Raw genomic sequence first — 24,116 nt, 5'->3', positions numbered from 1 at the left:
GAAGGGAACTCCATGCTCACGATCGCTCGTGGCGAGCTGATCCAGATCTTCCGCAACCGCCTGGTGCTGGTCACCGCCCTGGTGCTGCCGGCCGCGCTGAGCGCGTTCTTCATCACGAAGCGCGACGCCTTCACCGAAATGGGCAGTCTCGGCTACATCGCCACCCTCGTCCTGTTTTTCGTGGCGAGCATCGGCCTGTACACGACGTCGGTGACCACGCTGGCCGCCCGCCGCCAGAACCTGTTCCTCAAGCGCCTGCGCTCCACCGCGGCGGGGGACGCGGGCATCCTCGCCGGGCTGCTGCTGCCGGTCACCGTGCTGTCGGTGGCGCAGCTCGCCGTCATCCTCGGCGCGCTGGCCGCGGTCGCCGGCACGCCGGCGGATCCGCTGCTGCTGGTCGCGGCGGCGGTGTCCGTGGTGGCCATGATGGCCGCGCTGGGACTGGCCACGGCCGGCCTGACGAACTCGCCCGAGCACGCGCAGGTGACGACGCTGCCGGTCAGCGTCGGCGTGCTCGCCGTGTCGGGCTGGGTCGGGCTCACCGGCACCGGCGACCTGACGCTGCTCAAGCGCCTGCTGCCCGGGGGTTCGGCGACCGAGCTGGTGCTGAACGCCTGGAACGGCGGCGTCCCGCTCGCCGATTCGCTCGTCCTCTTCGGCCCCACCCTGGCCTGGGTCGCCGTCGCCGTCGCGCTCGCCACGCGGCTCTTCCGCTGGGAACCGCGCCGCTGAACCGCGGCCGGACGAAAGGATCAACGATGCTGCGCGAAGCCCTGCTCACCGCCGCGGTCGCCGTGCTCGGCGCGACGGCCGCGCCCCCGGCGGCCGCCACGACCGGCCTCCCCTGGGGACCGTGTCCGGCCGGCGCCTTCCCGGTCCCGGACCTGCAGTGCACGACGATGCGGGTGCCGCTGGACTACCGCGACCCGGGCGGCCGGACGATCGACGTCGCCGTGTCGCGCCTGCCGAGCAAGCACCCGGAGAAGCGGCGAGGCGTGCTGTTCACCAACCCGGGTGGCCCCGGCGGCGTAGGCCTGGACTACCCGCAGTTGCTGAAGTACCTGAAGCTGCCGGAGAGTGTGCTGGACACCTACGACGTGATCGGGTTCGACCCGCGGGGCGTCGGCCGCAGCACGCCGGTGACGTGCGACCTCACCCCGGCGCAGCTGGCGATCGGCAACCTGCCCTACGCCCACGGCCCGGCCGACGTCGTGAAGCAGGCGAAGCTGGCGAAAACCGAGGCACAGCAGTGCCGGGACGCCGCGACGGGGTCGATGCTGCCCTACGTCACCACCGCGAACACCGCGCGGGACATGGACCGCATCCGGGCGGCGCTCGGCGAGTCCACGCTGTCCTACCTCGGTGGTTCCTACGGCACGTACCTGGGCGCGGTGTACACGACGATGTTCCCGGACCGAAGTGACCGCATCGTGCTGGACAGCAACCTCGGCCCGGGCGGCTACGACATCACGGCGATGCGCGCGTTCGCCCGGGGCATGGAAGACCGCTTCCCGGACTTCGCGAAGTTCGCCGCGGCACACCCGGAGTACGGCTTGGGCCGCACGCCGGCCCAGGTGACGGCCAAGTTCCACGAGCTGGCGGCACGCCTCGACCGTGCCCCGGTGGCGGACGTGACGGGCTCGATCTTCCGCGGCCTGACATTCGGTGGCCTGTACGCGACGGACCTGGCACCGCTGGCCTCGGACTGGCAGGCCCTCGACAACGGGCGGCCGCCGCAGCCGGCCACCTTGCCGGGCTCGGTGGAGAACGTGTTCGCGGCCCGGTTCGCGGTCATCTGCGGCGATTCGGCGTGGCCGCGGTCGGTGGGGACGTACCAGGTGAACGTGGCGGTCGACCGCGTCCGCTACCCGCTGCTCGGCGCGGCCGCGGCGAACATCTCGGCGTGCGCCTACTGGGCGCCCCCGAAGGAGCCGCCGGTGCGGATCACCGGCCGCGGCCCGGCGAATGTCCTGCTGGTGCAGAACGAACGCGACCCGGCGACGCCACTGGTGAACGCCCTCGAGCTGCGCTCGGCGTTCGGCGAGCGAGCCAGGATGGTGACCGTCGACCAGGGCGGCCACGGCGTCTACCCGGGGGCCAACCAGTGCGGCAACACGGCGGTGACGAACTTCCTGGTGACCGGGGAGCGGCCCGCGCACGACGCGCGCTGCGCGGCTCAGGCCCCGGCGCCCGGGGAAAACGACGGCGGCAGCCTGCGCTTTTTCCGGAGTTAGGCTGGTTGTCGTCGGGTCCTTGCCGGTGGCCGCTTGAGCTGCGACGTCCGCCTCTTCCCGGCAGAGGAGCTCGGCTGCGTCCACCCGCACCGCGGCCGGCCCGCGGGAGCGCTGCTGGCGGAGCTGTCCGGCGCGGACCTGTCGATCCGGCAACTGTTCGAGGCGCCCACCCCGGCCCGCCTGCCGGCGGTGCTCGACGCCGGCTCTCCCGCGGGGGACCCGTTCGCCGTGGTGCTCCCGCTGCGCGCGCACGGCACCGGGGACCCGCTGTTCTGCCTGCCGCCGCTGACCGGGCTGACCTGGCGGTACGCCGGCCTGCTGCGCACGCTGGGCGGACGGCCGGTGTACGGGCTGCAGTGCCGCGGGCTGCGCGGAGAGGGCGGGCTGGCCGGATCGCTCGACGAGCTGGTGGCCGGTTTCGCCGCCGAGATCCGGCGGCTGCGCCTGCACGGGCCGTACCACCTGTCCGGCTGCGCGTTCGGCGCGCCGAACGCGCACGCCGTGGCGACGGCGCTGCAGACGCGGGGAGGAGGTGCCCTTGCTGGTGGTGGACCCGCCGGCGAGGCTGCCCCACGCGATCGCGCTCGACGAAATGCGCGGGCTGCTCGCCGAGCACTACCCCGGCACCCTGGCGCAGTTCGGCGAGCCCGGCCTGACCGCCGTCACCGAGGTGGCGGCCACGAACGCCCGGCTGGCCGCGGAGTTCACACCCGGCCCCTACCGCGGCGAGCTGCTCTTCTGCGGCGGCCCGGAGAGCGACCCGACGCCGTGGAAGGCCCTCGCGGACGGCGGCGTGAGTGCCACACGCTGCCGTTCGCCCACGTCGAGGTGGCCGGCCCGGCGGTAACGTTTGCCGATCATGGGGATATATCCGGTATGGCTGGGGAGCACCGGGGTTGTCGTCTGGGTGGGGTTCCTCGTGCTCGACCGCACCGGCGAGCAGAACTGAACTGACAACCGAACACATGAAAACTATCAGCAAGGCAAGAATTCGTGGCCTGGTGACGTCTTCTGTGGCAGTTCTCGCCGCGATGACGGTGGTGACCGGTGTCCTCGCCCCGGTGGCGAGCGCGGCTTCGGCCGGGACCCCGGCAGCGGTGGCGGAGACCTCGGACGAGGTGCGCGTCAACGCGGCCGCCGTCGTCGGGCTCACGGTCACCCCGGAACTGCTGCGGATGAGCGAAGGCAACTTCGTCTACGAGATCTTCAAGGCCGCGACGCGGCAGGGCGAGGTCGCGCAGGAAGTCCAGTCCGCGGCGAGTGACGCCTACATCTCCGGGAGGACGTCGTACTTCCTCGCGACCGGGATCCACGAGGCACACCAGCGGGATCTGGACCGTGCGGCGATGTACGAGGCGAGGCGTGCGGAGCGGCAGCCCGCGGCCACGCTGCTCGGTTTCGAGCTGACCGCGCTCCTGCTGACCAAGGACGACAAGAACTTCGTCTTCACCTTGTGGGAGCGGGCCGCCGGCGGTTCGTTCGTGAAGTCGGCCGCGGCTGCCGTGTACAGCGGAACGCCGGCGGAGCAGAAGGAGTTCATCGTTCGCGGCATCTTCGTCCAGCACCAGCGTGACGTGGACGCGGCGAAGGAGGCGGCCGAGAAGGAAGCGGCGGAGAAGAAGCTTCGCGAGGCACGGGTGAAGGCGGCCGGCGTCGTCGGCATGGACCCGGCGCTGGCCGCGCAGCTGACGGACAAGGACTTCGTGGAGGCCATCTGGTTCGACGACCTGGCACCGCGGGATTCCGAGGTGTACTACCAGGCCTACCTCAGCCGGACGCCGGAGCAGTGGCGAGCGTTCATCGACACCGGCATTTTCACCGCCGCGGCCAAGGACAAGGTGGACAACATCAAGGTTCGCGCCGCCGCCGTCGTCGGTATCGAGGCCGGGTACGCCAGGTACCTCCAGGAAGGCCCGCTGGTCCGCGAGATCTGGACCAGGGCGAAGTCCGGCTCGCGGGTGCAGGCCGCCGCCTACCGTGCCGTGCAGAGTGCATCGCCCGCCCAGTGGCGATCGTTCCTGGAAACCGAGATTTTCATCGCCGACGCGGCAGACAAGTCCTGAGGCACGCGGTCGCCGCGATCCGGAACGTCGCGTAGGGAAGAGGGTCCCGTTTGCGAGAAGCGCGAACGGGACCCTCTTCGTCCTTCCGCGGAACGAACTCCGCATCGAGCGGAAATCTCGGCAACGCCCGGCCGGATCGGACATCATCAGGGAACAGTCCCTTGCCGGCGAAGAGGGGGTCTCTTCCGTGCGGAAGCCCATCAGGAACATGCTGCGGCGCGGCGCGGCCGCGGTCTCGGCGGCCCTGGCCGTCGTCTCCGCCGCCCCGGGAACGGCGACAGCCGCGCCCGCGGCCGGGCACGATCACCGCACGGTGGCCGTCGGCGGCAGGACCTTCGAACCGAACCTGTTCGCGGGGCCCACCGTCCTGCCCGCGACGGGGGGAACGGTTTTCGTCGCCGGTACGGGTTACAACCGGGCGCAGGGCATCTTCCTCGCTTTCTGCGCCGTTCCCGATGCCGTGCGGCCGGGAAACCCCGCGACCTACCTCAGCCCGCCGACGCCGTGCCTGCCCGGGCGCGACTCGAAGGACGGGTCGTCTCGCCGGATCACCGACGCCGCGACCGGCACGCCGGGGATCACGATTCCGTACCGCGAAGGTGGGTCCTTCGTCACGAGCCTGACGAACCTGCGGCCGGAGCTCGCCGACGGCGTCGTGTGCGACGTGAACGTCCGCTGCGCGATCGTCACCCGTGCGGACTTCACGGCGACGGCGGACCGCTCCTACGACCTGTACATCCCGGTGACCTTCGTGCGTTGATCATCGTGCACCTCACCGCGATCATGCGGTGATCGATCTCGGAGCGGACGTCGTCAGCCGGTGAGCTCGGCCAGCACCGAGCGCTCGATCTCCGACACGGGCAGGTCGCGCCCGGCCGGGCGCAGGTAGCGGCTGGTGAACTCCGCCGGCCCGAGCTGTTCGCGTTCGCGCCACCCGTACTCGGCGAGCAGGCCGGCGACGTCGCCGGGCCGGAGCCCGAAGCGCCAGAGCCGCCACTTGGTCACGAAGTCGTCGTGGGCGGCGCGGGCGCCGTAGAACTCCTCGCCGTCGAGGAAGTCCTTGCGGACGTAGGTGAAGGCCAGCCGGCTGCCGGGGCCGAGGTCGGTCAGCTGGGCGAGGGTGTGCCGCACGGCGGGTTCGGTGAGGTACTGGGTCACCGCCTCCCACACGACGAACGTCTTCCGGCCGCCGGTGAAGCCGTGGCGGGCCAGCTCGGCCCGGAGCTGCTGGGTCTCGAAGTCCACCGGCACCAGCGTGACGCCGACGGGAACCCGGCCGAAGTGCTTGCGCAGCGCGGCTTCCTTGCGGGTGACGTTGGCCGGCAGGTCCACTTCGTACACCGGGATCCCGCGCAGCGGCGGCAGCCGGTAGGCACGGGTGTCGAACCCGGCACCGAGGACGACGACCGCGTCCAGACCGCCCGCCGCGGCCTCGAGCAGCTGGTCGTCGAGATAGCGCTTGCGGCAGAGGATGCCCGCCCACAACCCCGGAACTTTCTTCTCCGTCGCCGACACCATCGCCCGGCGCAGCGGCGGCCACCGCGTGAGCGCGACCGCGAACTTCCCGCTCGCGGGCAGCAGTTCGGCAGCCAACGGGTCGTGGATCAAGGGTGCGGGCTCGAACTGGTCGACGGCGACGATGACCATCGGCCCCAGCGCGGTCCCGTCGGCGGTCCTGCTCATGGCGTGCTCCTCCCACCTTGCTCAGCCGAAGACGAAGTAGCGCAGCCACAGGTACGGCGCGGCGATCAGCACGGTCAGCAGGGTCACCTGCGCGCCCTTGCGGGTGAACTCCCAGAACGAGATCGGGCTGCCCGACCGCGCCGCGATGCCCAGCATCACCACGTTGGCGCTGGCGCCGATCGCGGTCATGTTGCCGCCGAAGTCCGCGCCCAGCGCCAGCGACCACCACAGCGCCTCCGAGTGCGCCGGATCCGGGATGTCCTGGGTCAGCGCCAGGACCAGCGGGCTCATCGTCGCCACGTACGGGATGTTGTCGATCACCCCGGACAGCAGCGCCGACACCACCAGGATCAGCATCACCGCGACCAGCGCGTTCCCGCCCGTCGCCCGCGCCGCCCACTCGGCCAGCGTGCCGATGACGCCGGTCTTGACCAGGGCGCCGATCATGATGAACAGCCCGGCGAAGAACAGCAGCGTCTCCCACTCGACACCGGCCAGGTAGTCCCGCGGTTCCACCCGGGAGATCAGCACCAGCACGCCGGCGCCCAGCAGCGCGACGACCGACGGCTCGACGTGGATCACCGAGTGGCTGACGAAGGCGGCGAACACCGCGAGCAGCACGACCCCGCACTTGAGCAGCAGGCGGTGGTCGCGGATCGCTTCGCGTTCGTTGAGCCGCATGACCGACGCGGCGCGGGCCGGGTCGACGTCGAACGAGCCGCGGAACACCCAGCGCAGCGCGAGGGTGAACGCGACCAGTTCGACCGCGACGATCGGGGTCATGTTGACGAGGAAGTCGTTGAACGACAGGCCCGCCCGGCTGCCGATGATGATGTTCGGCGGGTCACCGATCAGCGTTGCGGCGCCACCGATGTTGGAGGCCAGCACTTCGGCGATGAGGAACGGCGTCGGCCTGATGTCGAGCCGGTCGCAGACCAGGAGGGTGACCGGCGCGATCAGCAGCACGGTCGTGACGTTGTCCAGGAACGCCGACGCGACCGCGGTGATGATGACCAGCAGGACCATGATCCGCAGCGGTGAGCCTTTGGCGCGCTTGGCCGCCCAGATGGCGACGTATTCGAACACGCCGGTGCGGCGCAGGACGCCGACGATGACCATCATCCCGAACAGCAGGAAGACGACGTCCCAGTCGATGCCGGTGTCGGGGGAGTAGAACGCGTCCGCCGAATCGGTCACCCCGAACGCCAGCACGATCCCGGCGCCGGCGAGCGCGACGGCGGTCTTCGGCAGTTTCTCGGTGGCGATGAAGACGTAGGCGACGACGAACACCGCGATGGCGAGGACGGTGCTCATCGCCCCGCCGCCGCGGTCAGCGGTGGGTGAGGGCCAGCTCCAGCAGCCGGGACGCGGAGATCACGCCGAGCAGCCGCTTGTCCTCCATGACGGCGACCAGCGGGCAGCGCAGGCGGGCCATGATGGCCGCGACCTCCACGATCGTGTCGTCGGCCTGCACCCGCGGCAGCTCCGAGGGCTTTTCCGGCAGCAGCGTGCGGACGGTCTTGCCGTTCAGCTTGTCCGCGACCCGGTCGGCCATCGACTCGTCCAGCACCCCGGCCAGGGACGGGTCGTCGCGCACGTAGCCGGGCACCAGGAAACGCACCACCTGCGACGCGGGCAGGATCGACTGCGGGCACCCCGCGGCGTCGGTCACCACGATGCCCGGCAACCGGCGCTCGGCCAGCAGCCGTACCGCGTCCAGGGCAGCGGAGTCCAGGTCGACGACCGGGTACTCCTCGGCCATCTCCACAGCATGCATCCGCCCAGCGTACGACCCTGCGGCCGGGTTCGCGGCGCACTATCGGTCCCTCCTGCCGGTTTCTTGACGCCCGGTGGGCAGGGCCGATCGCCGGCCCGAGGACCAGCTCGGTCCCGACCGTGTCCAGATGGGAGGAGGTGAACGCCAGTACGAGCGCCATGGAAATTCCGTCCTCGAGCCGGGTCCTCCACCCGCTCCGGGCGGAGGGCCGACCAGACTTCCCGGCGCTCCACGCGTAAAGATGCCGCAAAGGCCCGGGCGAAGCAAACCGGCTACCGCGCCATGACAGGAGCTGCGACGTACGGCAGCCGGCTACCCTCGCGAGCCGCGATCGAGCCGCTTGTGCGCGAACCGCAGCGCGGCGACCAGCAGGAGGAACGTCGCGATCAGCACGAGTGGTCCCCACAACTGCGCCATGATCACTCCACTCGGCCGGGACGAGTGACCGTGACCACTCGTTTCACGGAGTGTAGTCCGCCCCTCCGGCTTTCGTGGGCGAGGTGCTATTGATAAACAGCATCGATCAATCATCGGAAAACAAGTCTTTGTCTTCGATCAGTGCGCTCCCTACGGTGAGGTGATCGGCGACGGAGACGCGGGAGGAGGCCACGCATGGAACTGCGGCACCTGCGGTACTTCGCGACCGTCGCCGAGACGTGTCACTTCGGCCGCGCGGCGGACCGGCTGCACGTCGCCCAGCCCGCGCTGTCCCACGCCATCCGGCAGCTGGAGGACGAGCTCGGCGTGGCCCTGCTGGCCCGCACGACCCGGCAGGTCCGGGTCACCCCGGCGGGGGAGTTCTTCCTCGCCGAGGCCCAGCGGGTGCTCGCGGCGGTGGACGCCGGCGTGCGCGGCGCCCGCCGGATCGGCGAAGGACAGCTCGGCCTCGTCCGGGTGGGGTTCACCGGGACCGCCGCCTTCTCACACCTGCCGCGGCTGGCCCGGGCGCTCACCCAGCGGCTGCCGCGGGTCGAGCTGGAGGTCCGCGCCGACCTCCTCACGGCCGAGCAGTGCGACCGGCTGCGCGGCGGTCTGCTCGGGATCGGCGTGCTCCGGCCGCCGGTCACCGGAGCCGGCATCGACTACCGCGTCATCGAAGTCGAGCCCTTGGTCCTCGCCGTCCCGGCCGACCACCGGCTGGCGGGGGAGCCCGTCGTCGCGATGACCGACCTGCGGACCGAGCCGTTCGTGACCTACGAGGGACGCGACTCCGTCGTGCGGGAGGCGGTGCTGCGCAGCTGCCGGGACGCCGGGTTCACCCCGGACCGCCGGCACGAGGCCCCGGGCACCGCGGCGCTGCTCGCCCTGGTCGCCGGCGGCCTCGGCGTCGGGGTCGTGCCCGCGTCGGCCCGGTCGCTGCCGCTGGCCGGGGTCGTCTTCCGCGACCTCGCCGGCGCGGCGACCGTCGAACTGGCGCTCGCGTGGCACCGCGAAACGCCGTCTCCGTTGGTCACCACCGTCCTCGCGGCGCTCGAGGACGTCTTCCCGTCCGCCCGGCCACCGGCAGCGGTCACCTGATGAAGATCACCCGCGTGGAGGCGATCCCGTTCGCCATCCCGTACCGGAAACCCCTGCGCTTCGCTTCGGGCGAGGTGCGCGCCGCCGAGCACGTCCTCGTGCGGGTGCACACCGACGACGGGATCGTCGGCGTCGCCGAGGCACCGCCGCGGCCGTTCACCTACGGCGAGACCCAGGCCGGGATCGTCGCCGTGATCGACTCGATTTTCGCCCCGCAGGTCGTGGGCTTGAGCCTGCTCGACCGCGAGACCGTCCACACGCGACTCTCCCGGACCGTCGGCAACCCGGCGGCCAAGTCGGCCATCGACATGGCGATCTGGGACGCACTGGGCCGCTCCCTGGACGTCTCGGTCACCGAGCTGCTCGGCGGCTACACCGACCGGATGCGCGTGTCGCACATGCTCGGCTTCGACGAGCCCGCCGCGATGGTCGCCGAAGCCGGGAAGATGCGCGACACCTACGGCATCACGACCTTCAAGGTGAAGGTCGGCCGCCGTCCGGTGTCCCTGGACACGGCGGTCGTGCGGGCGTTGCGCGAGCACTTCGGCGACGGTGCCGACCTGTACGTGGACGGCAACCGCGGCTGGACCGCGGCCGAGTCCGCCCGCGCGATGCGGGAGATGGCCGACCTCGACCTGCTCTTCGCCGAGGAACTGTGCCCGGCCGACGACGTCCTCGGCCGCCGCTGGCTGGTGCGGCAGCTGGACGTCCCGTTCATCGCCGACGAATCCGCCGTGACGCCGGCCGATGTCACCCGCGAGATCCTGGGCGGCTCGGCCACCGCGGTGAGCATCAAGACCGCCCGCACCGGCTTCACCCGCTCGCAGCGCACCCACCACCTCGCCGAGGGGCTCGGCCTGGAGGTCGTGATGGGCAACCAGATCGACGGCCAGCTCGGTTCTCTGTGCACGGTCGCGTTCGGTGCCGCGTACGAGCTGACGTCGCGCCGCGCGGGCGAGCTGTCCAACTTCCTCGACATGACCGACGACCTGCTGGAAGAGCCGCTGTCCATCAGCGACGGCGAACTGGCCGTCCGGCCCGGCGCCGGCCTCGGCGCCGCGATCGACCCCGGCAAACTCCGGCGATACCGCCAGGACCGCTGAACAAGGAGAAGTCATGACCGCCACCGCCACTGCCGCCGCTTCGGGCGCCAACGCCACCGAACGGTTCAAGTCCGACAAGCTCGCGGGCGCGGCGGGCACGCCGCCGGAGCGCGTCGACCTGCTCGCCCGCGAGGTGCTCGACGCCGTGCACGCGACCATCCGTCGCCACAAGGTCACCTACGCCGAGTACAACGCGCTGAAGGCGTGGCTGATCAGCGTGGGCGAGGACGGTGAGTGGCCGCTGTTCCTGGACGTGTGGGTCGAGCACGTCGTCGAAGAGGTCGCCACCGAGCACCGCGAAGGCAACAAGGGCACCATCGAAGGCCCGTACTACGTGCCCGGCGCCCCCGAGCGGGGCGCACACGGCTCGGTCCCGATGCGGGAGGGTGAGCCCGGCACTCCGCTGACCTGGACCGGCCAGGTCACCTCCACCGACGGCACCGCGCCGGCCGGGGCGAAGATCGAGCTGTGGCACGCCGACGCCGACGGGTTCTACTCCCAGTTCGCACCGGGAATCCCGGAGTGGAACCTGCGCGCGTCCTTTACTGTCGACGCCGAGGGCCGCTTCGAGATCCACACGGTCCGCCCGGCGCCGTACCAGATCCCCACCGACGGCGCGTGCGGCAAGCTGATCGCGGCGGCCGGCTGGCACGCCTGGCGCCCGGCGCACCTGCACGTCAAGGTGTCCGCCCCGGGCCACGAACTGCTGACCGCGCAGTTGTACTTCCCGGGCGACGAGCACAACGACGACGACATCGCCTCGGCGGTCAAGCCGGAACTGATGCTGTCGCCGCGTCCGGTCGACGGCGGCGAGACCGTCGAGTACGGCTTCGTCCTCGACCCCGAGCGGTCCTGATGCTGTACCACGTGCGCATGGACGTCCACCTGCCTCCGGACCTCGACCCGGCGGAGCGCACGGACCTCCTGGCGCGGGAGAAGGAGTACAGCCGGCAGCTGCAGAAGGCGGGGAAGTGGCCGCAGCTGTGGCGGATCGCCGGCGAGTACGCCAACTTCTCGATCTTCGACGTCGCCGACCACGACGAGCTGCACGCGCTGCTGTCGGGCCTGCCGTTGTTCCCGCACATGGACATCGCGGTCACGCCACTCGCGAGACACCCGTCGAAGCTCCCGGGCTGAACGGCTCGGTTACCGGAGGCGCTCAGTGCGCGGGGACGACGAAGTCCACCGTCTTGCTGTCCATGATCATGTGCGTCGGATCGGCCAGTCCGATCCACACGCGGTGGGGTCCCGCGGGCAGCCCCTGGATGATCAGTGGTTCGCCGCTGGCGTCGGCCCAGTGCCACGGTGCGTCGTCGACCGTGACGTGGATGTGGCCGATCCGCGGTGACACGTCGAGCGCGTTCGGGCCGTAGACCGGCACGATCCGCAGGTTCTCGGCCTGGTAGCGGATCACGACCAGTCCTTTGGCGAGCTGGTCCGGGAGCGGTGCGTCCACCACCAGCGCGGGTTTGGGCTGGGACTCCAGCGGAACGACGGGCGCGGGTGACCAGCTCGGGTCGGCGACGGCCACCGGTGACGGTGGCGCGGCGGGAGCTGGAGTGTTCGGCGCGCATGCGGCCGCGAGGACGACAGTGGCGGTGACGAAGCCGCCGACGGCGATTTTGTGGATCATGAACCGACGGTAAGCGCACCGTGACCGTCCCGGCGTCCGTCGGACGACGTCACCGCTGTAGGTCACGAGCGCGAGCCGGGTCGACGGTCGCCGGCGAAGCTCGATGTCAGGCTTGGCAGCTCTCGATGATGTGCTATGCAGGAAGGACACGAGGTCCTCCCGATCCGAAGGATGGGCAGAGCATGACGTCGGAGTCACTCGAGGTACGGAGCCGTCAGCTCTCCCCCGAAGACGTCGACAAAGTCGTACTGCATCTCCACGACCGCGGATACGCAATCCTCGAAAACGTCATCCCGCGAGAAGAGGTCGAAGCCGCACGCGCCGAGTACCTGCGAACCTTCGAGGAGTTCAAGGCAACGAACAGCACGCGGCTGCAGACCAGCCACAGCGGAAGCGGTCACTACCAGATCCAGCCGCACCTGGCCGGACGCTTCGGCGGCGCGCTCTACCTGGCGAATCCCGCAGTGTTGCAGTGTCTCCGGCCGATCCTCGGCGCAGGTCTGAAGATTGCCTTCTGCAACTCGAACCTCACCCAGCCGGGGTCCAGCTACCAACGAGTGCACCGGGACTGTCCGCCCACGTTCGACGGCGAGATCAGCGTCCCGACCCCGCCATCCCTGTTGGCGGTGAACATCCTGCTCTGCGATTTCACCACCGAAAACGGCAGCACGGAAGTCTGGCCGGGGACGCATCTCATCGTCGACACCCTGCGCGGGACAGCCGGCGCCACGGATCTCGAGAAGCGGACCGAGGGGTGGCCCGCGACCCGGACGAACGCGCCCGCGGGGTCCGCCGTCATCCGCGACCTTCGGCTCTGGCACCGGGGAACGCCGAACCACACGACCGCGCCCCGCATGATGCTTTCCTTGGTCTACAAAAGGAACTGGGTCGCCTGGCGCAACCACGCGTCCCTCGAGGCGCCGGCGGAGGTCATGGCGGATTGGCCGGTCGAGGTGCGAGAACTGGTCCGGCCCTGAAGCCGGTGTCACCCCGATCGCTCGGCCGAAAGCGTCGCGACTTCGGACCGCACTGTCTCGGCGCAGGCGCTCCAGCTGTACCGCGCCAGCAGGTGCTCACGAAGTTCCCTCGCTCGGCGGCGAGCCTCGTCGAGGTCGGTCAGCGTTCGGGTCAACGCGTCGGACCACAATCTCACGCGCTCTTCGTGGACATAGCTGTCGGACACCGTCCCGGAGAGGCCGAGCGCGGCCGGTACCCGTCGTGGATCGCTCAAGAACATCCCCACCCCGCTGTTCTCCCGGCTGACGAGGACGGGGATCGCGTGGCTGGCAGCCTCGAACGCCACCAGCCCGAACCCCTCGTGCTGAGAGGTCACCAGCAGCAGATCGGCCGCGCGAAGCTCCCGCTCGACCGCTGTCCTGTCGGTCGTGAACGGCCGAACCCACACCGGCGACCGCGCGCGTTCGGAGAGGGTTCGCTCCAGGCCGTCGATCGACTCTTCGCGGGCGCCGCGCAGCACGAGTTGCGCTCTCATCCCGTTCTGCCTCAGGACGCCGACGATGTCGGCGGCCAAGCCGGACTCCTTGATCGGATCATCGAGCCGGCCGAGGACCAGAATCCGGAACTCGTCGCCGTGGTGCCCGTTCTCCGCCACCGCGCTGTCGCTGATTCCCGGCACGATCTCCCGGATGCGTTCAGCGGGCACGCCGTGCGAAGCCGCGAGGCGACGTGCCCGCATGGTGAGCAGCGGTCCCAGGGCGAACACGATGTCCGCTGCCCCGGCGATCGACACGTCGATCTCCGCGAGCAGGTCCGCGCGCCCGCGAAGCCCTCTGAGCCGATTCCCTTCCTCGGGGCTGGTGTGGATGAACAGGGCGGCCTTCGCGTCCGGGTATACCCGATTCCGCAAATAGACGGCAGCCGAACCGGAAAACCGGGAGTGACCGATCAGGAGGTCGACCTTTCCGGGAAGTTCTTCGGTGCGCAGGAGCTGGCCGGCCGAATCGATTCCCGGCAGCGGATCGAGTGCCTGCACCCGGACGAGACCGTCACTCGCGCCCGGTTCCGCGACACGCGCCGTCACCTGACAACCGACGCCCGCAAGCGCCTGGCTCAGTTGCTGGTTGAAGACCGATATCCCGTTGTGTCCCGACCACTCCGTGTGTAGAGTCAAGATGTGCTGCGAAGGCGATATCCGAGTCATTGACAATTCCCCCGAGTAACGTCGGAACTGGTCCCTGTATGTCACGTACTCTACGGGGGAGACGGATGGCACGGCAAGAATCCGCCGGAGACACGGAGAAGAAACGTCCGGTGCTCGCCGCCGTGACAGGGCACTTCATCGAAGTCTACGATGCCGCACTGTACGGATTGTTTGTCCTTCCGATCGCAAAAGCGTTCTTCCCGGCAGGGAACGACGACCGGGCCTTCCTGGCAGCGCTCATCGTGTTTGGTGTTTCTTTCGTGGCGCGGCCGATCGGCGGTATCGCCGTCGGCCTTCTCGCCGATCGCATCGGGCGGCAGAAGACGCTGGTCGCGACCATTTTGGCCGTCGGCTCGGCCACCGCCGCGGTCGGCGCGTTGCCGACCTATGCCCAAGCGGGAACCCTGGCACCGATTCTGCTCTTTGTATGCAGGATAGTTCAAGGATTCGCGTCCGGCGGCGAGACGACGGTGATCCCCGTCTACCTCGGCGAGCAGGCGGAGCCGAGGCGGCGTGGTCTCATCACCTCACTGATCGCGGTAGCCGGAAACGCGGCCACGGTGCTCGCGGCGCTGGCCGGCGCCACCCTGTCCGCCCGGCTTCCGCCGGCCGCCTTCGACTCCTGGGGCTGGCGAACTCCCTTCCTGGCGGCGATCCCGCTCGCCGTTCTCGGGTTCCACCTTCGCCGCAAGCTTTCCGAGCCGCTCCCCGGCCGGGACCGCGAAGGCTTCCGATTCAGGTTCAGGAAAATTCGCGCGAACTGGAAAACCGTGGCCCAGCTCAGCCTGCTGGGCGGCCTCGGCACCCCGGTCTACCTGCTGATTGTCTACTATCCAAGCTTTCTGATCCGCGTCTCCGGGCTGCCCGAAGCGCAGGCGCGGCTGATGCCGTTGATCCTGATCGCCGGGTCCGCGCTGCTCAATCCCGTGGTGGGCGTACTCGGCGATCGCCTCGGCAGGAAAGTGCCCCTCTTGCTGGCCGCGGGGGTCAGTATCGCGACCGCCGTCCCGGCTTTCTCGATAGCGACCGGCGGCACCTTGGCCGGCGCCATCATCGGCGGCATTCTCCTCGCCCTGCCGATTCCGTTGTGTCTCGGCTCGATTCACGCGGTGTCGATGGAACTGTATCCCAGAGACATTCGCGCCACGGCAGGCGGACTGGCGAGTACCGTGGGCGGATTGGTCTTCTCCGGATTGCCACCGGTGGTGATCCAGCTGCTGTCGTCGACCTCGGTCGGCCACACACTCGCGCCCGCTCTCGTGTTGATGGCGTGTGGATCGATCGGCCTGCTGGCCGCGCTGCGCCTCCCGGACACCCGAACCATCCGCATCGACCAGTAGGAGCTCGGCCAGATGTCTTCCGGCGACGGCAAGTACACGTTCGCGAACCCCGCCGCCGAGCAGACCCGCCTGCGCCGGCTGGCGCAGGCGTGCGAAGAGCCGACCCGGGCGGTGCTCAGGTCCGCGGGCGTGTCCCCCGGTATGCGCTGTTTGGACATGGGCTGCGGACCAGGCGAGGTGATGCGATTGCTCGGTGCCGAGGTCGAGCCGGGCGGGAAAGTGACCGGTATGGACCTCCACGCGAGCCTGCCCGGAGATTCCCTGTCGGAACTGCGGACGTCGTCGACGGTCGGCTTCGACTTCCGCCAGATCGACATCGAACTCGTGCCGGCCGTGCCCGGCGGGCCGTACGACGTGGTCTTCTCCCGGTTGCTGCTGCCGCATGTCGAGGACCCTGCCGGGATCGTGCGCAAGCTGTACGACTCGGTGGCTCCGGGTGGCATACTGCTGCTTCAGGAGTTCGACAACACATCCTGGCAGGTTCACCCACCGTTCGACGGCTCGGATCTGCCGCGAAGAACACTCGCCGCCACATTCAGCGCGTTGGGAAAAGACCCGCAACTCGCCTACCGGCTACCTCTCCTGCTGCGCGCCGCCGGGGCAACCGGGCCGGTCGACCTGCGAGGAAATTCCTGGATCAGCTCGCAGGGACCCGAAGGAGCTGCCGAACTCCTGGGCGCGCTGGAGGCGTTCCGTTCGACCGCGCTCGCGACCAAGACAGTCAGCGAGCCGGAGCTGCGCCGCTTCGAGCGGGATCTGCGCCGGCATTACCGGACGAATCCGTGGTCGTACCAGTTGTCGCCGACCCTCGTCTCCGTGTGGACGCGAAAACCGCTCCACTACATCCCGCCATCGACCGATATTTCGGCGCCATTGACGTAACTCGAGCGATCGCTTGCCAGGAACAGGACCACTTCCGCGACTTCGGCCGATGTTCCCGGTCGTCCCAAAGCTACCTGTGTCCGAAGACGTTGCCTTATCGCCGCCATTTCTGCGGCCGGCAAATCGACCGGATCGGGTGGCGCGATCATCCCGGGCGTGACCAGGTTGACCCGGATGGACCGCGGACCGAGCTCCCGGAACAAGGACCGGGTCAGCCCCAAGAGACTCGCCTTGGCGGCCGTGTAGCCAACCCTGCCGCTCCTCCCGAGCGCCGCGATCCGCGATCCGATGTTGATGACGGATCCGCCCTCTCGAACCATGGGCAAGAGCCGTTGGGTCACCAGGAGCGGACCGACGACATTGATGTCGGCCATCTGGCGAAGTGACTCGGCCGAAGCTTCGGTGAGCGGGGCACCATGGACAAGAGCTGCATTGTTCACTATTGTGTCGAGGCCGTCCGGAAAGGTTTCCGCGCAGACATCGGCAACGTGCTCGACACCCTCCGAACTGCTGATGTCCGCCCTGACGACGACATGCGAACCGAGTTCGGCCAGCTGACTCCGGGTGTTTTCCGCCGCCGCGCTGTCCGTGCTGTAGCAAGTGACGATTTGCGCGCCGGAACCAGCCAGCGCGACGCACACCGCTCGCCCGATCCCCTTCGTCCCACCGGAAACGAACGCTGCCTTGCCTGAAAGTAGCGGATCGCTCACCAGTCGATTCTGCCGCCCCCGCACCCGAGAAGGCAATGCGCAAGCCGCACAGGTGCCCACGCGGTTTCGGCTGTAGCTGAAAGCCTCGCGGGCGACGCGGCCCACTGCTAGGCTGGGGCTGACACACGAAGCGCCGAACGAATCAGCTGGGGGTCGAGACACGGCGGCGAAGACAATCGCGCGCTTTGCCATGCCGGCGGCCGGTGTCACACTGGCCATGGCCGGCTGACCGGACCGGCAACCGCAGCAGCGGAAAGCCGCGGCCCCGGGGGACAATACCCTGTCCAACGGTTCGAGAATCCCGCAGCGGATGTGGGAAGGCCGCAACCCGGCACGCGCCGGTCAGCGGTTCGGATACTCGAGCACAGCCAGGACGCTGCGGTCGTCGTCCTCGTCAACGAGTTCAGGTTCTTCATCCGCGACCGGGCCGGCCGGGCGGCTGCGGCGGGGGCGCGGTGCGGAAAGCCGACCTCGCCCGGATCCGGCGGGCCGGCTCATGACCGCGGCACAGTGGCTGCCGGTCCTGAGGACGTTGGCGGTGTATCTCGTCGGCGTGGGGTTGCGTCCGGAGCGAGCCCCGGCTGAGCTGCGGCGCGAGCGGCCCGGCACGAAGCCGCGGTGATTGCGGTATACCCGGAGCAGTGGAGGAAATCCGAACCGAGTTCATCAGGCCGCTGCTGACGGCGTTGTCCGCGCATCCCGCGGAACGCCCTGCCTACTCCGACGGCCGGCGGACGCTGACCTACGGTGAGCTGGCCCGCGCCAGTGCCGATCTGGCCACCGGCCTCGACGTCTCCCGAGGCGATCGCGTGCTGGTCCACGTCGGCAACCGGGTCGAGTTCGTCGTCGCCCTGCTGGCGGTGCTGCGCGCGGCGGCCGTCGGGGTGCCGGTGAGCGCGCGGTCGACCGAGGCCGAGCTGGCCCACCTGGCCGAAGACTCGGGGGCGACGCTCCTGATCACCGAGGCGCGGCACGCCGAGCTGGGAGCACGGCTGGGGCTGCGGGTGCTCCTCGTCGAGGACCCACCGCCGGCCGCGGGATCGCCGCGGGACGACCTCGGGCTGGACGAGCCGGCTTGGCTGCTCTACACCTCCGGGACCACCGGACGGCCGAAGGGCGTTCGCCTTTCGCAGCGGGCGATGCTGTGGTCGGCCGCCGCCTGCTACGCCCCCGTCTACGGGATCGAAGCCGGTGACACCGTCGTGTGGCCGCTGCCGCTCCATCACGCCTACGCCCTGTCGCTCGCCTTCACCACCACGATCGCGCTCGGCGCCCACACCCGCCTCGCCGACGGCTGCTCGCCGGACCTGCTCGCCGAGTACCCGGGCTGCGTGCTCGCCGGGGTGCCGGCCACCTACCTCCGGCTCCGGCAGGAGGCCGACGGCCCGGTGACCCCGCCGAGATTGTGCTTGACCGGCGGCGCGCCGTGCACGCCGGCGACCCGCGCCGCGGTCCGGGAGCTGTTCGGCCTTCCGCTGCTCGACGGCTACGGGAGCACCGAAACGGGAAAGGTCGCGGTGGAGCGGCCCGGTGAGCCGGGACTGGTCCCGGTGCCCGGCATGGAGGTCCGGATCGACGCGGGGGAGGTGCTCGTCCGCGGCCCGGGACTGATGCTGGGCTACCACGGGCAGACCGGGTCGCCGGTGCGGGACGGCTGGTACCGCATGGGCGACGCCGGCCGGTTCGAAGGCGGCCGGCTGGTGCTCGACGGCCGGGTCGACGACGTGATCGTCTGCGGTGGCCAGAACGTCCACCCGACCGAGATCGAGGCGGTGCTGGAAGAGTCCCCTTCGGTGCGGGACGTCCTCGTGACCGGCCGGCCCGACGACGTCGTCGGGCAGGTGCCGGTGGCCTTCGTGGTCGCCGGGCCGGACGGCTTCGACGCCGAAGAGCTGCGTCGCCGCTGTCTGAGCCGGCTTTCCCTGCACAAAGTTCCGGTGGCCTACGTCGAAGTCGGCTCGATCCCGCGGACGGCGTCGGGCAAACCGAAGCGGAACGCCCTGAAACAGCCGGATCTCGCCGCGGTGGTGCGGGCCGAGCTGACGGCCCTCTGCGGACACGACGGCGGCGACGGCTGGCGGGACCGGCCCTTCACCGACCTCGGCTTGTCCTCCCTGGCCGGCGTGCAGTTCCGGCACCGGATCACCGCGCTGACCGGCGTGCCCGTCCCGCACTCGCTGATCTACGACTTCCCCACGCCGGGCGCGGTGATCGCCGAGCTGACGCGGCTGCGCTCGGCGGGCCCGGCGGTGCCGGCGCGACCGGAGAAGGCGCCGTCCGCGGAACCGATCGCCGTCGTGGCGATGGCGTGCCGGTTTCCCGGCGGGGTGCGTTCGCCGGAGGACCTGTGGCGGCTCGTGGCGGACCGGGTGGACGCGACCGGGGAATTCCCCGCCGATCGCGGCTGGGACGTGGCGGGGCTGTACGACCCGGATCCGGACCGGATCGGGCACTCGGTGACCCGCCGCGGCGGGTTCCTCGACGGGTTCGCGGACTTCGACCCCGGGATGTTCGGCATCTCCCCGCGGGAAGCCCTGGCCACCGACCCGCAGCAGCGGTTGCTGCTGGAGACGTCCTGGGAGGCGTTCGAACGGGCGGGCCTCGACGTCGCCGCGCTGCGCGGCAGCGACACGGGCGTGTTCGTCGGCGTGATGCACGAGGACTACGCGAGCCGGTTCACCACTCCCCACGAACTCGAGGCGTGGCTGGGCATCGGCTCCTCGCACGCGGTGGCCTCGGGCCGGATCTCCTACACCTTCAGGCTCACCGGACCGGCCCTCACCGTCGACACGGCCTGCTCGTCGTCGCTGGTCGCGCTGCACCTCGCGGTGAAGGCGCTGCGCGAAGGCGAGTGTTCGCTCGCCCTCGCCGGCGGGGCCACCGTGATGGCCACCCCGCGGACGTTCCTGGCCTTCAGCCGGCAGCGTGGCCTCTCACCGGACGGCCGCTGCCGGTCCTACGCGGCCGGAGCGGACGGCACGGCGTGGTCCGAGGGCGCCGGGGTGATCCTGCTCGAACGGCTGTCCGACGCCCGCCGGCACGGGCACCCGGTGCTGGCGGTGCTGCGCGGCAGCGCGGTGAACGCCGACGGCGCGTCGAACGGCCTGACCGCGCCCAGCGGACGCGCCCAGCAGGCGCTGATCGCGGCGGCGCTCGCGGACGCGGGACTGGCCGCCGCGGACGTCGACGCCGTCGAAGGGCACGGGACGGGAACGCCGCTGGGCGACCCGATCGAAGCGGACGCGCTGATGGCGGCGTACGGGCGTGGCCCGCGCCGGGAGCCGCTGTGGCTGGGCTCGGTGAAGTCGAACATCGGCCACACCCAGGCCGCGGCCGGGATCGCCGGCGTGATCAAGGCGGTGACGGCGTTGCAGCACGAGCACCTGCCGCCGTCGCTGCACGCGGACGAGCCGAGCCCGCACGTCGACTGGCCGGCCGGCGGGGTGGCGCTGCTGGCGGAGGGCCGGCCGTGGCCGCGGACGGACCGGGTCCGCCGGGCGGGCGTGTCGGCGTTCGGGATCGGCGGCACCAACGCCCACGTGATCGTCGAGGAGGCACCGCGGTCGGAGGCGCCGGCGCGGCGGCCGTTCCCCGCGGCGCCCTGGTTGCTCAGCGCCGCGGACGGCGACGCCCTCCGGCTCGTCGCGGCCGGGTTGGCCGAAGCGCCCGACACCGTCGACGTCGCCTACACCCTGGCCCGGCGGACGCCTCTGGCCCACCGCGTGCTGGTGCCCGCGGCGAACCGGGAGGCCCTGCGAGCCGTTGCCGAAGGGCGCGTGCCCGGCCGGACCGTCCGAAGTGGAACCCGGCTGGCCGTGCTGTTCGGCGGGCAGGGCGCGCAGCGGGCCGGGATGGGCCGGGACCTGGCCGAGCAGTTCCCGGTGTTCGCCGACGCCTTCGACGAGGCGTGCGAAGCCCTGGGGGGCAATGTGCGCGCCATCGCCTTCTCCGGCGGGGAAGCGCTGGACCGCACCGACCACGCCCAAGCCGCGTTGTTCGCCTTCGGCGTCGCGCAGTACCGGCTGTTCGAGTCGTGGGGCCTGCGCCCGGACGTCCTGCTGGGCCACTCGATCGGGGAGATCACCGCCGCGCACGTCGCCGGCGTGCTGACGCTGGCGGACGCGGCGACGCTCGTGGCGGCGCGCGGCCGGCTCATGGCCGCGCTGCCCGGCGGCGGGGTGATGATCGCCGTCGAGGCCACCGAGGCGGAGGTGGTCCCGCACGTGGGCGACGCGGTGGCCGTCGCCGCGGTCAACGGGCCGCGTTCGGTGGTGCTCTCCGGGGAGAGGGCCGCGACGACGGCACTCGCCGATCGCTTCGGCGGCGGGACGCTGCTGCGCGTCAGCCACGCCTTCCATTCGCCGCTGCTGGAGCCGATGCTCGACGAGTTCCACGAGGTCGCCGCCGGTCTGCGGCACCACCGTCCCGTGCTTCCGCTCGTCTCCTGCGTGACCGGAGAACCGGTCGAGGAGATCGAACCCGGCCATTGGCGCCGGCACGCCCGCTCGACCGTGCGGTTCGCCGACGCGCTCGCCACGGCGGCGGCGCCCGGTCCGGCCGTCGGCCTCGAGATCGGCCCGGCTCCGGTGCTCGGCCGCCTGGCCGCCGGCGTCATGCCGGTCGTGACGGCCACGAAGTCGGACTCCGGGATGCTGGCCGCGGCGGGCGCGGTGCACACGGCCGGCGGCCGGGTGGACTGGCCCGCGGTGTTCGCCGGCTCGGGCGCGCGGATCACGCCGCTGCCCACGTACCCGTTCAAGCGCACCCGGTACTGGCTGGACCAGCCGGCCCCGGAACAGGATGGCGGCGACCACGCCGTGCTCGGCCCCGCGCTCGAGGCGCCCGGCTCGCCGCGGGTGGTCCACGGCGGCTCGCTCGGCGTCCGCCGCCACCGGTGGCTCGCCGACCACGTCGTCGGCGGATCCGTGCTGGTGCCCGGGACGGTGTTCGCCGAGCTGGCCCTGCACGCCGGTGGCGCGGCCGTCGGGGAACTCGCGATCGAAGCCCCGCTGCGCCTCGGCACCGAGGACGTCCACGTCCAGGTCGTGGTGGACGAGCCGAGGATCGACGTCTACGCCCGGGGGCGCGACGAGAAGCACTGGCGGAAGCACGCCGGCGGGAAGCTGCGCCCGCGCGGTCCGCGGCCGTCCGGCTGGAGCGGGGAGTGGCCGCCGGCCGGGGCCGCGGAAGCCGACGTCGCCGAGGCCTACCGCGGGCACGCCTACGGACCGGCTTTCCGAGCCGTGCGACGGTTGTGGGCGCGCGATGCCGAGTTCTTCGCCGAGGTCGAGGTGCCGCCGGGCGCCGGGGGCCGGTTCGAGCTGCACCCGGTCCTGCTGGACGCGGCCGTGCACGCGACCGCGCTCGCCGAGGGGCCGGCGGCGCAGCCGCGGGTGCCGTTCCTCTGGAGCGGGGTCGAGGTCTACGCGCCCGGTGCCCGGCGGGCCCGGGTGCACGGTGTCCGCCTCGGCTCCGGCGCGGTCCGCGTCACGCTGTACGACGAAGCCGGGAACCCGGTGGCGGTGGTCGAATCGCTGACGACCCGGCCGATGGCGGCGCCCGACACGATGCTCTACCGTCCACAGTGGATTCCAATGTCGCCGGTGGCGGCCACCGAACCGGTCCGGACCGTCGAAATCACGCCGGGTGACGTGCGCGCGGCGGCCGGGCACGCGCTCACTGTGCTGCAGGACTGGCAGGGCAGCGGCGACCGGCTGCTCCTCGTCACCCGCAACGCGACCGGCCCCGACCCCGACCCGGCCGCCGCGGCGGCGTGGGGCCTGGGCTGCGCGGCCGCGGCGGAACACCCGGGCCGGATCGGCCTGGTCGACCTCGAACCGGGGTTCCCCGCGGCGCGGGCCGCGGACCTCGCCGGCGGCAGCGCGGAGCCGCAGGTCGCCGTCCGCGACGGCGTGCCGCACGCGCTGCGGATCACCCGCGCCGCCCCGGCGCCGGCGCAGCCGGTCGACCCGTCCGGGACGGTGCTGATCACCGGCGGGACGGGGGCCCTCGGCGCCCTGCTGGCCCGGCACCTCGTCACCGCGCACGACGTCCGGCACCTCCTGCTGGTGAGCCGCAGCGGGCCGGCGGCACCCGGAGCCGGCGAACTGCTCGCGTCCCTGCGGTCACTGGGCGCGGACGTGCGGATCGTCGCGGCCGACGTCGCGGATCGGGCCACCGTGGCGCGGCTGGCCGGCAGCTGCGATCCGCCGTTGACGGCGGTCGTGCACAGCGCGGCCGTGGTCGACGACGGTGTCCTGGCGGCCCAGACGCCGGAACGCCTGGACGCGGTGCTGCGCCCCAAGGCGGACGCGGCGCTGGTCCTCGACGAGGTGACCCGGGATCTGCCCTTGACGGCCTTCATCCTGTTTTCCTCGGTTGCCGGCGTGTTCGGCAAGGCCGGGCAGGCGAACTACGCGGCCGCGAACCGGGTGCTGGACGCGCTGGCGTGCCGCCGCCGCGCGGCCGGACGGCCGGCGTTGTCGCTGGCGTGGGGGCTGTGGGAGCTGGGCACCGGTCTGGGCGACCGGATCTCGGCCACGGCCCGGCGGCGGATCCGCGCGTCCGGCGTGGAAGGGCTGACGGCCGAGCAGGGCTTGGCGCTGTTCGACGCCGCGCTCGGCTCGGCCGAACCCGTGCTGGTGCCCGTCCGGTTCGACCCGGCGGCGCCGCTGGCACCGCCGACCGCCGGTTCGTCCGCCCGCTTGCCCGCGGCGCGGCAGAGCTGGCCGGAGAACCCGGCCGAGCCGGAGCTGCGTGAGCTGCTGCGAGCGGAGGTCGCGGCGGTCCTGGGCCACCCGGACGCCGCCGTGATCGCCGACGACCACCCGTTCCCGGAACTCGGGTTCGATTCCCTCACCGTGATCGAGCTGCGCACCCGCCTCGCCGGGTTGTCGGGCATCGACCTGCCCGCCACCGTCGTCTTCGACCGGCCCACGGTCGCCGAGCTGGCGCGGCACCTCCTGGATCTCCGGCGTACCGCGGGCATTGCTCGGTAGGAACACCGCACCGG

The 24,116-nt window shown here is 71.3% G+C and carries 19 protein-coding genes and 1 pseudogene; 14 read left to right on the top strand and 6 right to left on the bottom strand.

The window, feature by feature from the left end:
* Positions 1–12 precede the first annotated feature (12 nt).
* The 6 genes and pseudogenes from I4Q55_RS36295 (at position 13) to I4Q55_RS36275 (ending at position 5,057) form a co-directional block, all read left to right on the top strand.
* Positions 13–732 (top strand): ABC transporter permease, encoded by a 720-nt coding sequence (locus I4Q55_RS36295; RefSeq protein ID WP_206791926.1) that lies wholly within the window; start codon positions 13–15, stop codon positions 730–732.
* Between the two features lie 26 nt (positions 733–758).
* Entirely contained in the window at positions 759–2,234 is a 1,476-nt protein-coding gene (locus I4Q55_RS36290) for an alpha/beta hydrolase (RefSeq protein WP_206791927.1), read from the top strand.
* Positions 2,235–2,423: 189 nt separating this feature from the next.
* Positions 2,424–2,756, top strand: a pseudogene (locus I4Q55_RS51085) (thioesterase domain-containing protein); the annotation flags it as partial.
* Positions 2,757–2,772: 16 nt separating this feature from the next.
* Entirely contained in the window at positions 2,773–3,081 is a 309-nt protein-coding gene (locus I4Q55_RS49720; RefSeq protein WP_242546936.1) for a hypothetical protein, read from the top strand.
* 118 nt (positions 3,082–3,199) lie between these two features.
* Positions 3,200–4,297, top strand: coding sequence for a hypothetical protein (locus I4Q55_RS36280; RefSeq protein WP_242546937.1), 1,098 nt, complete (start codon positions 3,200–3,202; stop codon positions 4,295–4,297).
* Positions 4,298–4,484: 187 nt separating this feature from the next.
* Positions 4,485–5,057: a hypothetical protein gene (locus tag I4Q55_RS36275; protein ID WP_206791929.1), complete on the top strand. Its 573-nt coding sequence runs from the start codon at positions 4,485–4,487 to the stop codon at positions 5,055–5,057.
* 53 nt (positions 5,058–5,110) lie between these two features.
* Here the strand turns inward: I4Q55_RS36275 and I4Q55_RS36270 are convergent, their stop codons facing one another.
* The 3 genes from I4Q55_RS36270 to I4Q55_RS36260 are packed head-to-tail and all read right to left on the bottom strand — an operon-like array spanning position 5,111 to position 7,757.
* Positions 5,111–5,980, bottom strand: coding sequence for an SAM-dependent methyltransferase (locus tag I4Q55_RS36270; protein WP_206791930.1), 870 nt, complete (start codon positions 5,978–5,980; stop codon positions 5,111–5,113).
* Between the two features lie 21 nt (positions 5,981–6,001).
* Entirely contained in the window at positions 6,002–7,294 is a 1,293-nt protein-coding gene (locus I4Q55_RS36265; protein ID WP_206791933.1) for an SLC13 family permease, read from the bottom strand.
* Positions 7,295–7,310: 16 nt separating this feature from the next.
* Positions 7,311–7,757 carry a CBS domain-containing protein gene (locus tag I4Q55_RS36260; protein ID WP_206791935.1) on the bottom strand — a complete coding sequence of 149 codons (447 nt, stop codon included), beginning with the start codon at positions 7,755–7,757 and terminating at the stop codon, positions 7,311–7,313.
* Between the two features lie 612 nt (positions 7,758–8,369).
* Here I4Q55_RS36260 and I4Q55_RS36255 point away from each other — a divergent pair.
* Genes I4Q55_RS36255 through catC form a run of 4 tightly spaced genes read left to right on the top strand, consistent with a single transcriptional unit; the run spans position 8,370 to position 11,515 of the window.
* Positions 8,370–9,275 carry a LysR substrate-binding domain-containing protein gene (locus I4Q55_RS36255; RefSeq protein ID WP_206791936.1) on the top strand — a complete coding sequence of 302 codons (906 nt, stop codon included), beginning with the start codon at positions 8,370–8,372 and terminating at the stop codon, positions 9,273–9,275.
* A complete protein-coding gene (locus tag I4Q55_RS36250) occupies positions 9,275–10,378 on the top strand; it encodes a mandelate racemase/muconate lactonizing enzyme family protein (RefSeq protein WP_206791937.1) in 1,104 nt (367 codons plus the stop codon). The genes I4Q55_RS36255 and I4Q55_RS36250 overlap by 1 nt, the downstream gene beginning before the upstream one ends.
* 13 nt (positions 10,379–10,391) lie before the next feature.
* Entirely contained in the window at positions 10,392–11,234 is an 843-nt protein-coding gene (gene catA / locus I4Q55_RS36245; RefSeq protein WP_206791938.1) for a catechol 1,2-dioxygenase, read from the top strand.
* Positions 11,234–11,515 carry a muconolactone Delta-isomerase gene (gene catC, locus I4Q55_RS36240; RefSeq protein WP_206791940.1) on the top strand — a complete coding sequence of 94 codons (282 nt, stop codon included), beginning with the start codon at positions 11,234–11,236 and terminating at the stop codon, positions 11,513–11,515. Before catA ends, catC begins: the two co-directional genes overlap by 1 nt.
* 22 nt (positions 11,516–11,537) lie before the next feature.
* Here catC and I4Q55_RS36235 read toward each other — a convergent pair whose 3' ends face one another.
* On the bottom strand, positions 11,538–12,011 hold the full coding sequence (locus I4Q55_RS36235) for a DUF6130 family protein (protein ID WP_242546938.1): 474 nt from the start codon (positions 12,009–12,011) through the stop codon (positions 11,538–11,540).
* A 182-nt stretch (positions 12,012–12,193) separates the two neighbouring features.
* Between I4Q55_RS36235 and I4Q55_RS36230 the strand changes: the two genes are divergently transcribed.
* Positions 12,194–12,988 (top strand): phytanoyl-CoA dioxygenase family protein, encoded by a 795-nt coding sequence (locus I4Q55_RS36230; RefSeq protein ID WP_206791941.1) that lies wholly within the window; start codon positions 12,194–12,196, stop codon positions 12,986–12,988.
* 8 nt (positions 12,989–12,996) lie between these two features.
* Here I4Q55_RS36230 and I4Q55_RS50745 read toward each other — a convergent pair whose 3' ends face one another.
* Complete coding sequence (locus tag I4Q55_RS50745; protein WP_206791942.1) at positions 12,997–14,217, bottom strand: glycosyltransferase family 4 protein; 1,221 nt, start codon at positions 14,215–14,217, stop codon at positions 12,997–12,999.
* A gap of 20 nt (positions 14,218–14,237) precedes the next feature.
* Here I4Q55_RS50745 and I4Q55_RS36220 point away from each other — a divergent pair, with 20 nt between their 5' ends.
* Both I4Q55_RS36220 and I4Q55_RS36215 read left to right on the top strand, forming a co-directional pair.
* The gene (locus I4Q55_RS36220; protein ID WP_206791943.1) at positions 14,238–15,512 is read left to right on the top strand and encodes an MFS transporter; all 1,275 of its coding nucleotides are present in this window, start codon (positions 14,238–14,240) and stop codon (positions 15,510–15,512) included.
* 12 nt (positions 15,513–15,524) lie between these two features.
* Positions 15,525–16,394 carry a trans-aconitate 2-methyltransferase gene (locus I4Q55_RS36215; RefSeq protein WP_206791944.1) on the top strand — a complete coding sequence of 290 codons (870 nt, stop codon included), beginning with the start codon at positions 15,525–15,527 and terminating at the stop codon, positions 16,392–16,394.
* On the opposite strand, the gene I4Q55_RS36210 is transcribed toward I4Q55_RS36215, so the two are convergent.
* Positions 16,352–17,104: an SDR family oxidoreductase gene (locus I4Q55_RS36210; protein ID WP_307793329.1), complete on the bottom strand. Its 753-nt coding sequence runs from the start codon at positions 17,102–17,104 to the stop codon at positions 16,352–16,354. The genes I4Q55_RS36215 and I4Q55_RS36210 overlap by 43 nt on opposite strands.
* Positions 17,105–17,745: 641 nt before the next feature.
* Here I4Q55_RS36210 and I4Q55_RS36205 point away from each other — a divergent pair.
* Positions 17,746–24,102, top strand: coding sequence for a beta-ketoacyl synthase N-terminal-like domain-containing protein (locus tag I4Q55_RS36205; RefSeq protein ID WP_206791945.1), 6,357 nt, complete (start codon positions 17,746–17,748; stop codon positions 24,100–24,102).
* Positions 24,103–24,116: the final 14 nt, after the last annotated feature.

Origin of the sequence: Amycolatopsis sp. MtRt-6 (genome assembly GCF_017308975.1) — a bacterium.
In the GTDB taxonomy this organism is placed as follows: domain Bacteria; phylum Actinomycetota; class Actinomycetes; order Mycobacteriales; family Pseudonocardiaceae; genus Amycolatopsis.
Note: the sequence above shows the minus strand (reverse complement) of the source record. Positions and strands in the feature narration are given on the sequence as shown.

Bases quoted from the DNA above. Each gene is read 5' to 3' on its own strand.
- I4Q55_RS36295 (WP_206791926.1), top strand. From the start codon at position 13: ATGCTCACGATCGCTCGTGGCGAGCTGATCCAGATCTTCCGCAACCGC.
- I4Q55_RS36290 (WP_206791927.1), top strand. From the start codon at position 759: ATGCTGCGCGAAGCCCTGCTCACCGCCGCGGTCGCCGTGCTCGGCGCG.
- I4Q55_RS36280 (WP_242546937.1), top strand. From the start codon at position 3,200: ATGAAAACTATCAGCAAGGCAAGAATTCGTGGCCTGGTGACGTCTTCT.
- I4Q55_RS36270 (WP_206791930.1), bottom strand. From the start codon at position 5,980: ATGAGCAGGACCGCCGACGGGACCGCGCTGGGGCCGATGGTCATCGTC.
- I4Q55_RS36265 (WP_206791933.1), bottom strand. From the start codon at position 7,294: ATGAGCACCGTCCTCGCCATCGCGGTGTTCGTCGTCGCCTACGTCTTC.
- I4Q55_RS36260 (WP_206791935.1), bottom strand. From the start codon at position 7,757: ATGCATGCTGTGGAGATGGCCGAGGAGTACCCGGTCGTCGACCTGGAC.
- I4Q55_RS36255 (WP_206791936.1), top strand. From the start codon at position 8,370: ATGGAACTGCGGCACCTGCGGTACTTCGCGACCGTCGCCGAGACGTGT.
- I4Q55_RS36250 (WP_206791937.1), top strand. From the start codon at position 9,275: ATGAAGATCACCCGCGTGGAGGCGATCCCGTTCGCCATCCCGTACCGG.
- catA (WP_206791938.1), top strand. From the start codon at position 10,392: ATGACCGCCACCGCCACTGCCGCCGCTTCGGGCGCCAACGCCACCGAA.
- catC (WP_206791940.1), top strand. From the start codon at position 11,234: ATGCTGTACCACGTGCGCATGGACGTCCACCTGCCTCCGGACCTCGAC.
- I4Q55_RS36235 (WP_242546938.1), bottom strand. From the start codon at position 12,011: ATGATCCACAAAATCGCCGTCGGCGGCTTCGTCACCGCCACTGTCGTC.
- I4Q55_RS36230 (WP_206791941.1), top strand. From the start codon at position 12,194: ATGACGTCGGAGTCACTCGAGGTACGGAGCCGTCAGCTCTCCCCCGAA.
- I4Q55_RS36220 (WP_206791943.1), top strand. From the start codon at position 14,238: ATGGCACGGCAAGAATCCGCCGGAGACACGGAGAAGAAACGTCCGGTG.
- I4Q55_RS36215 (WP_206791944.1), top strand. From the start codon at position 15,525: ATGTCTTCCGGCGACGGCAAGTACACGTTCGCGAACCCCGCCGCCGAG.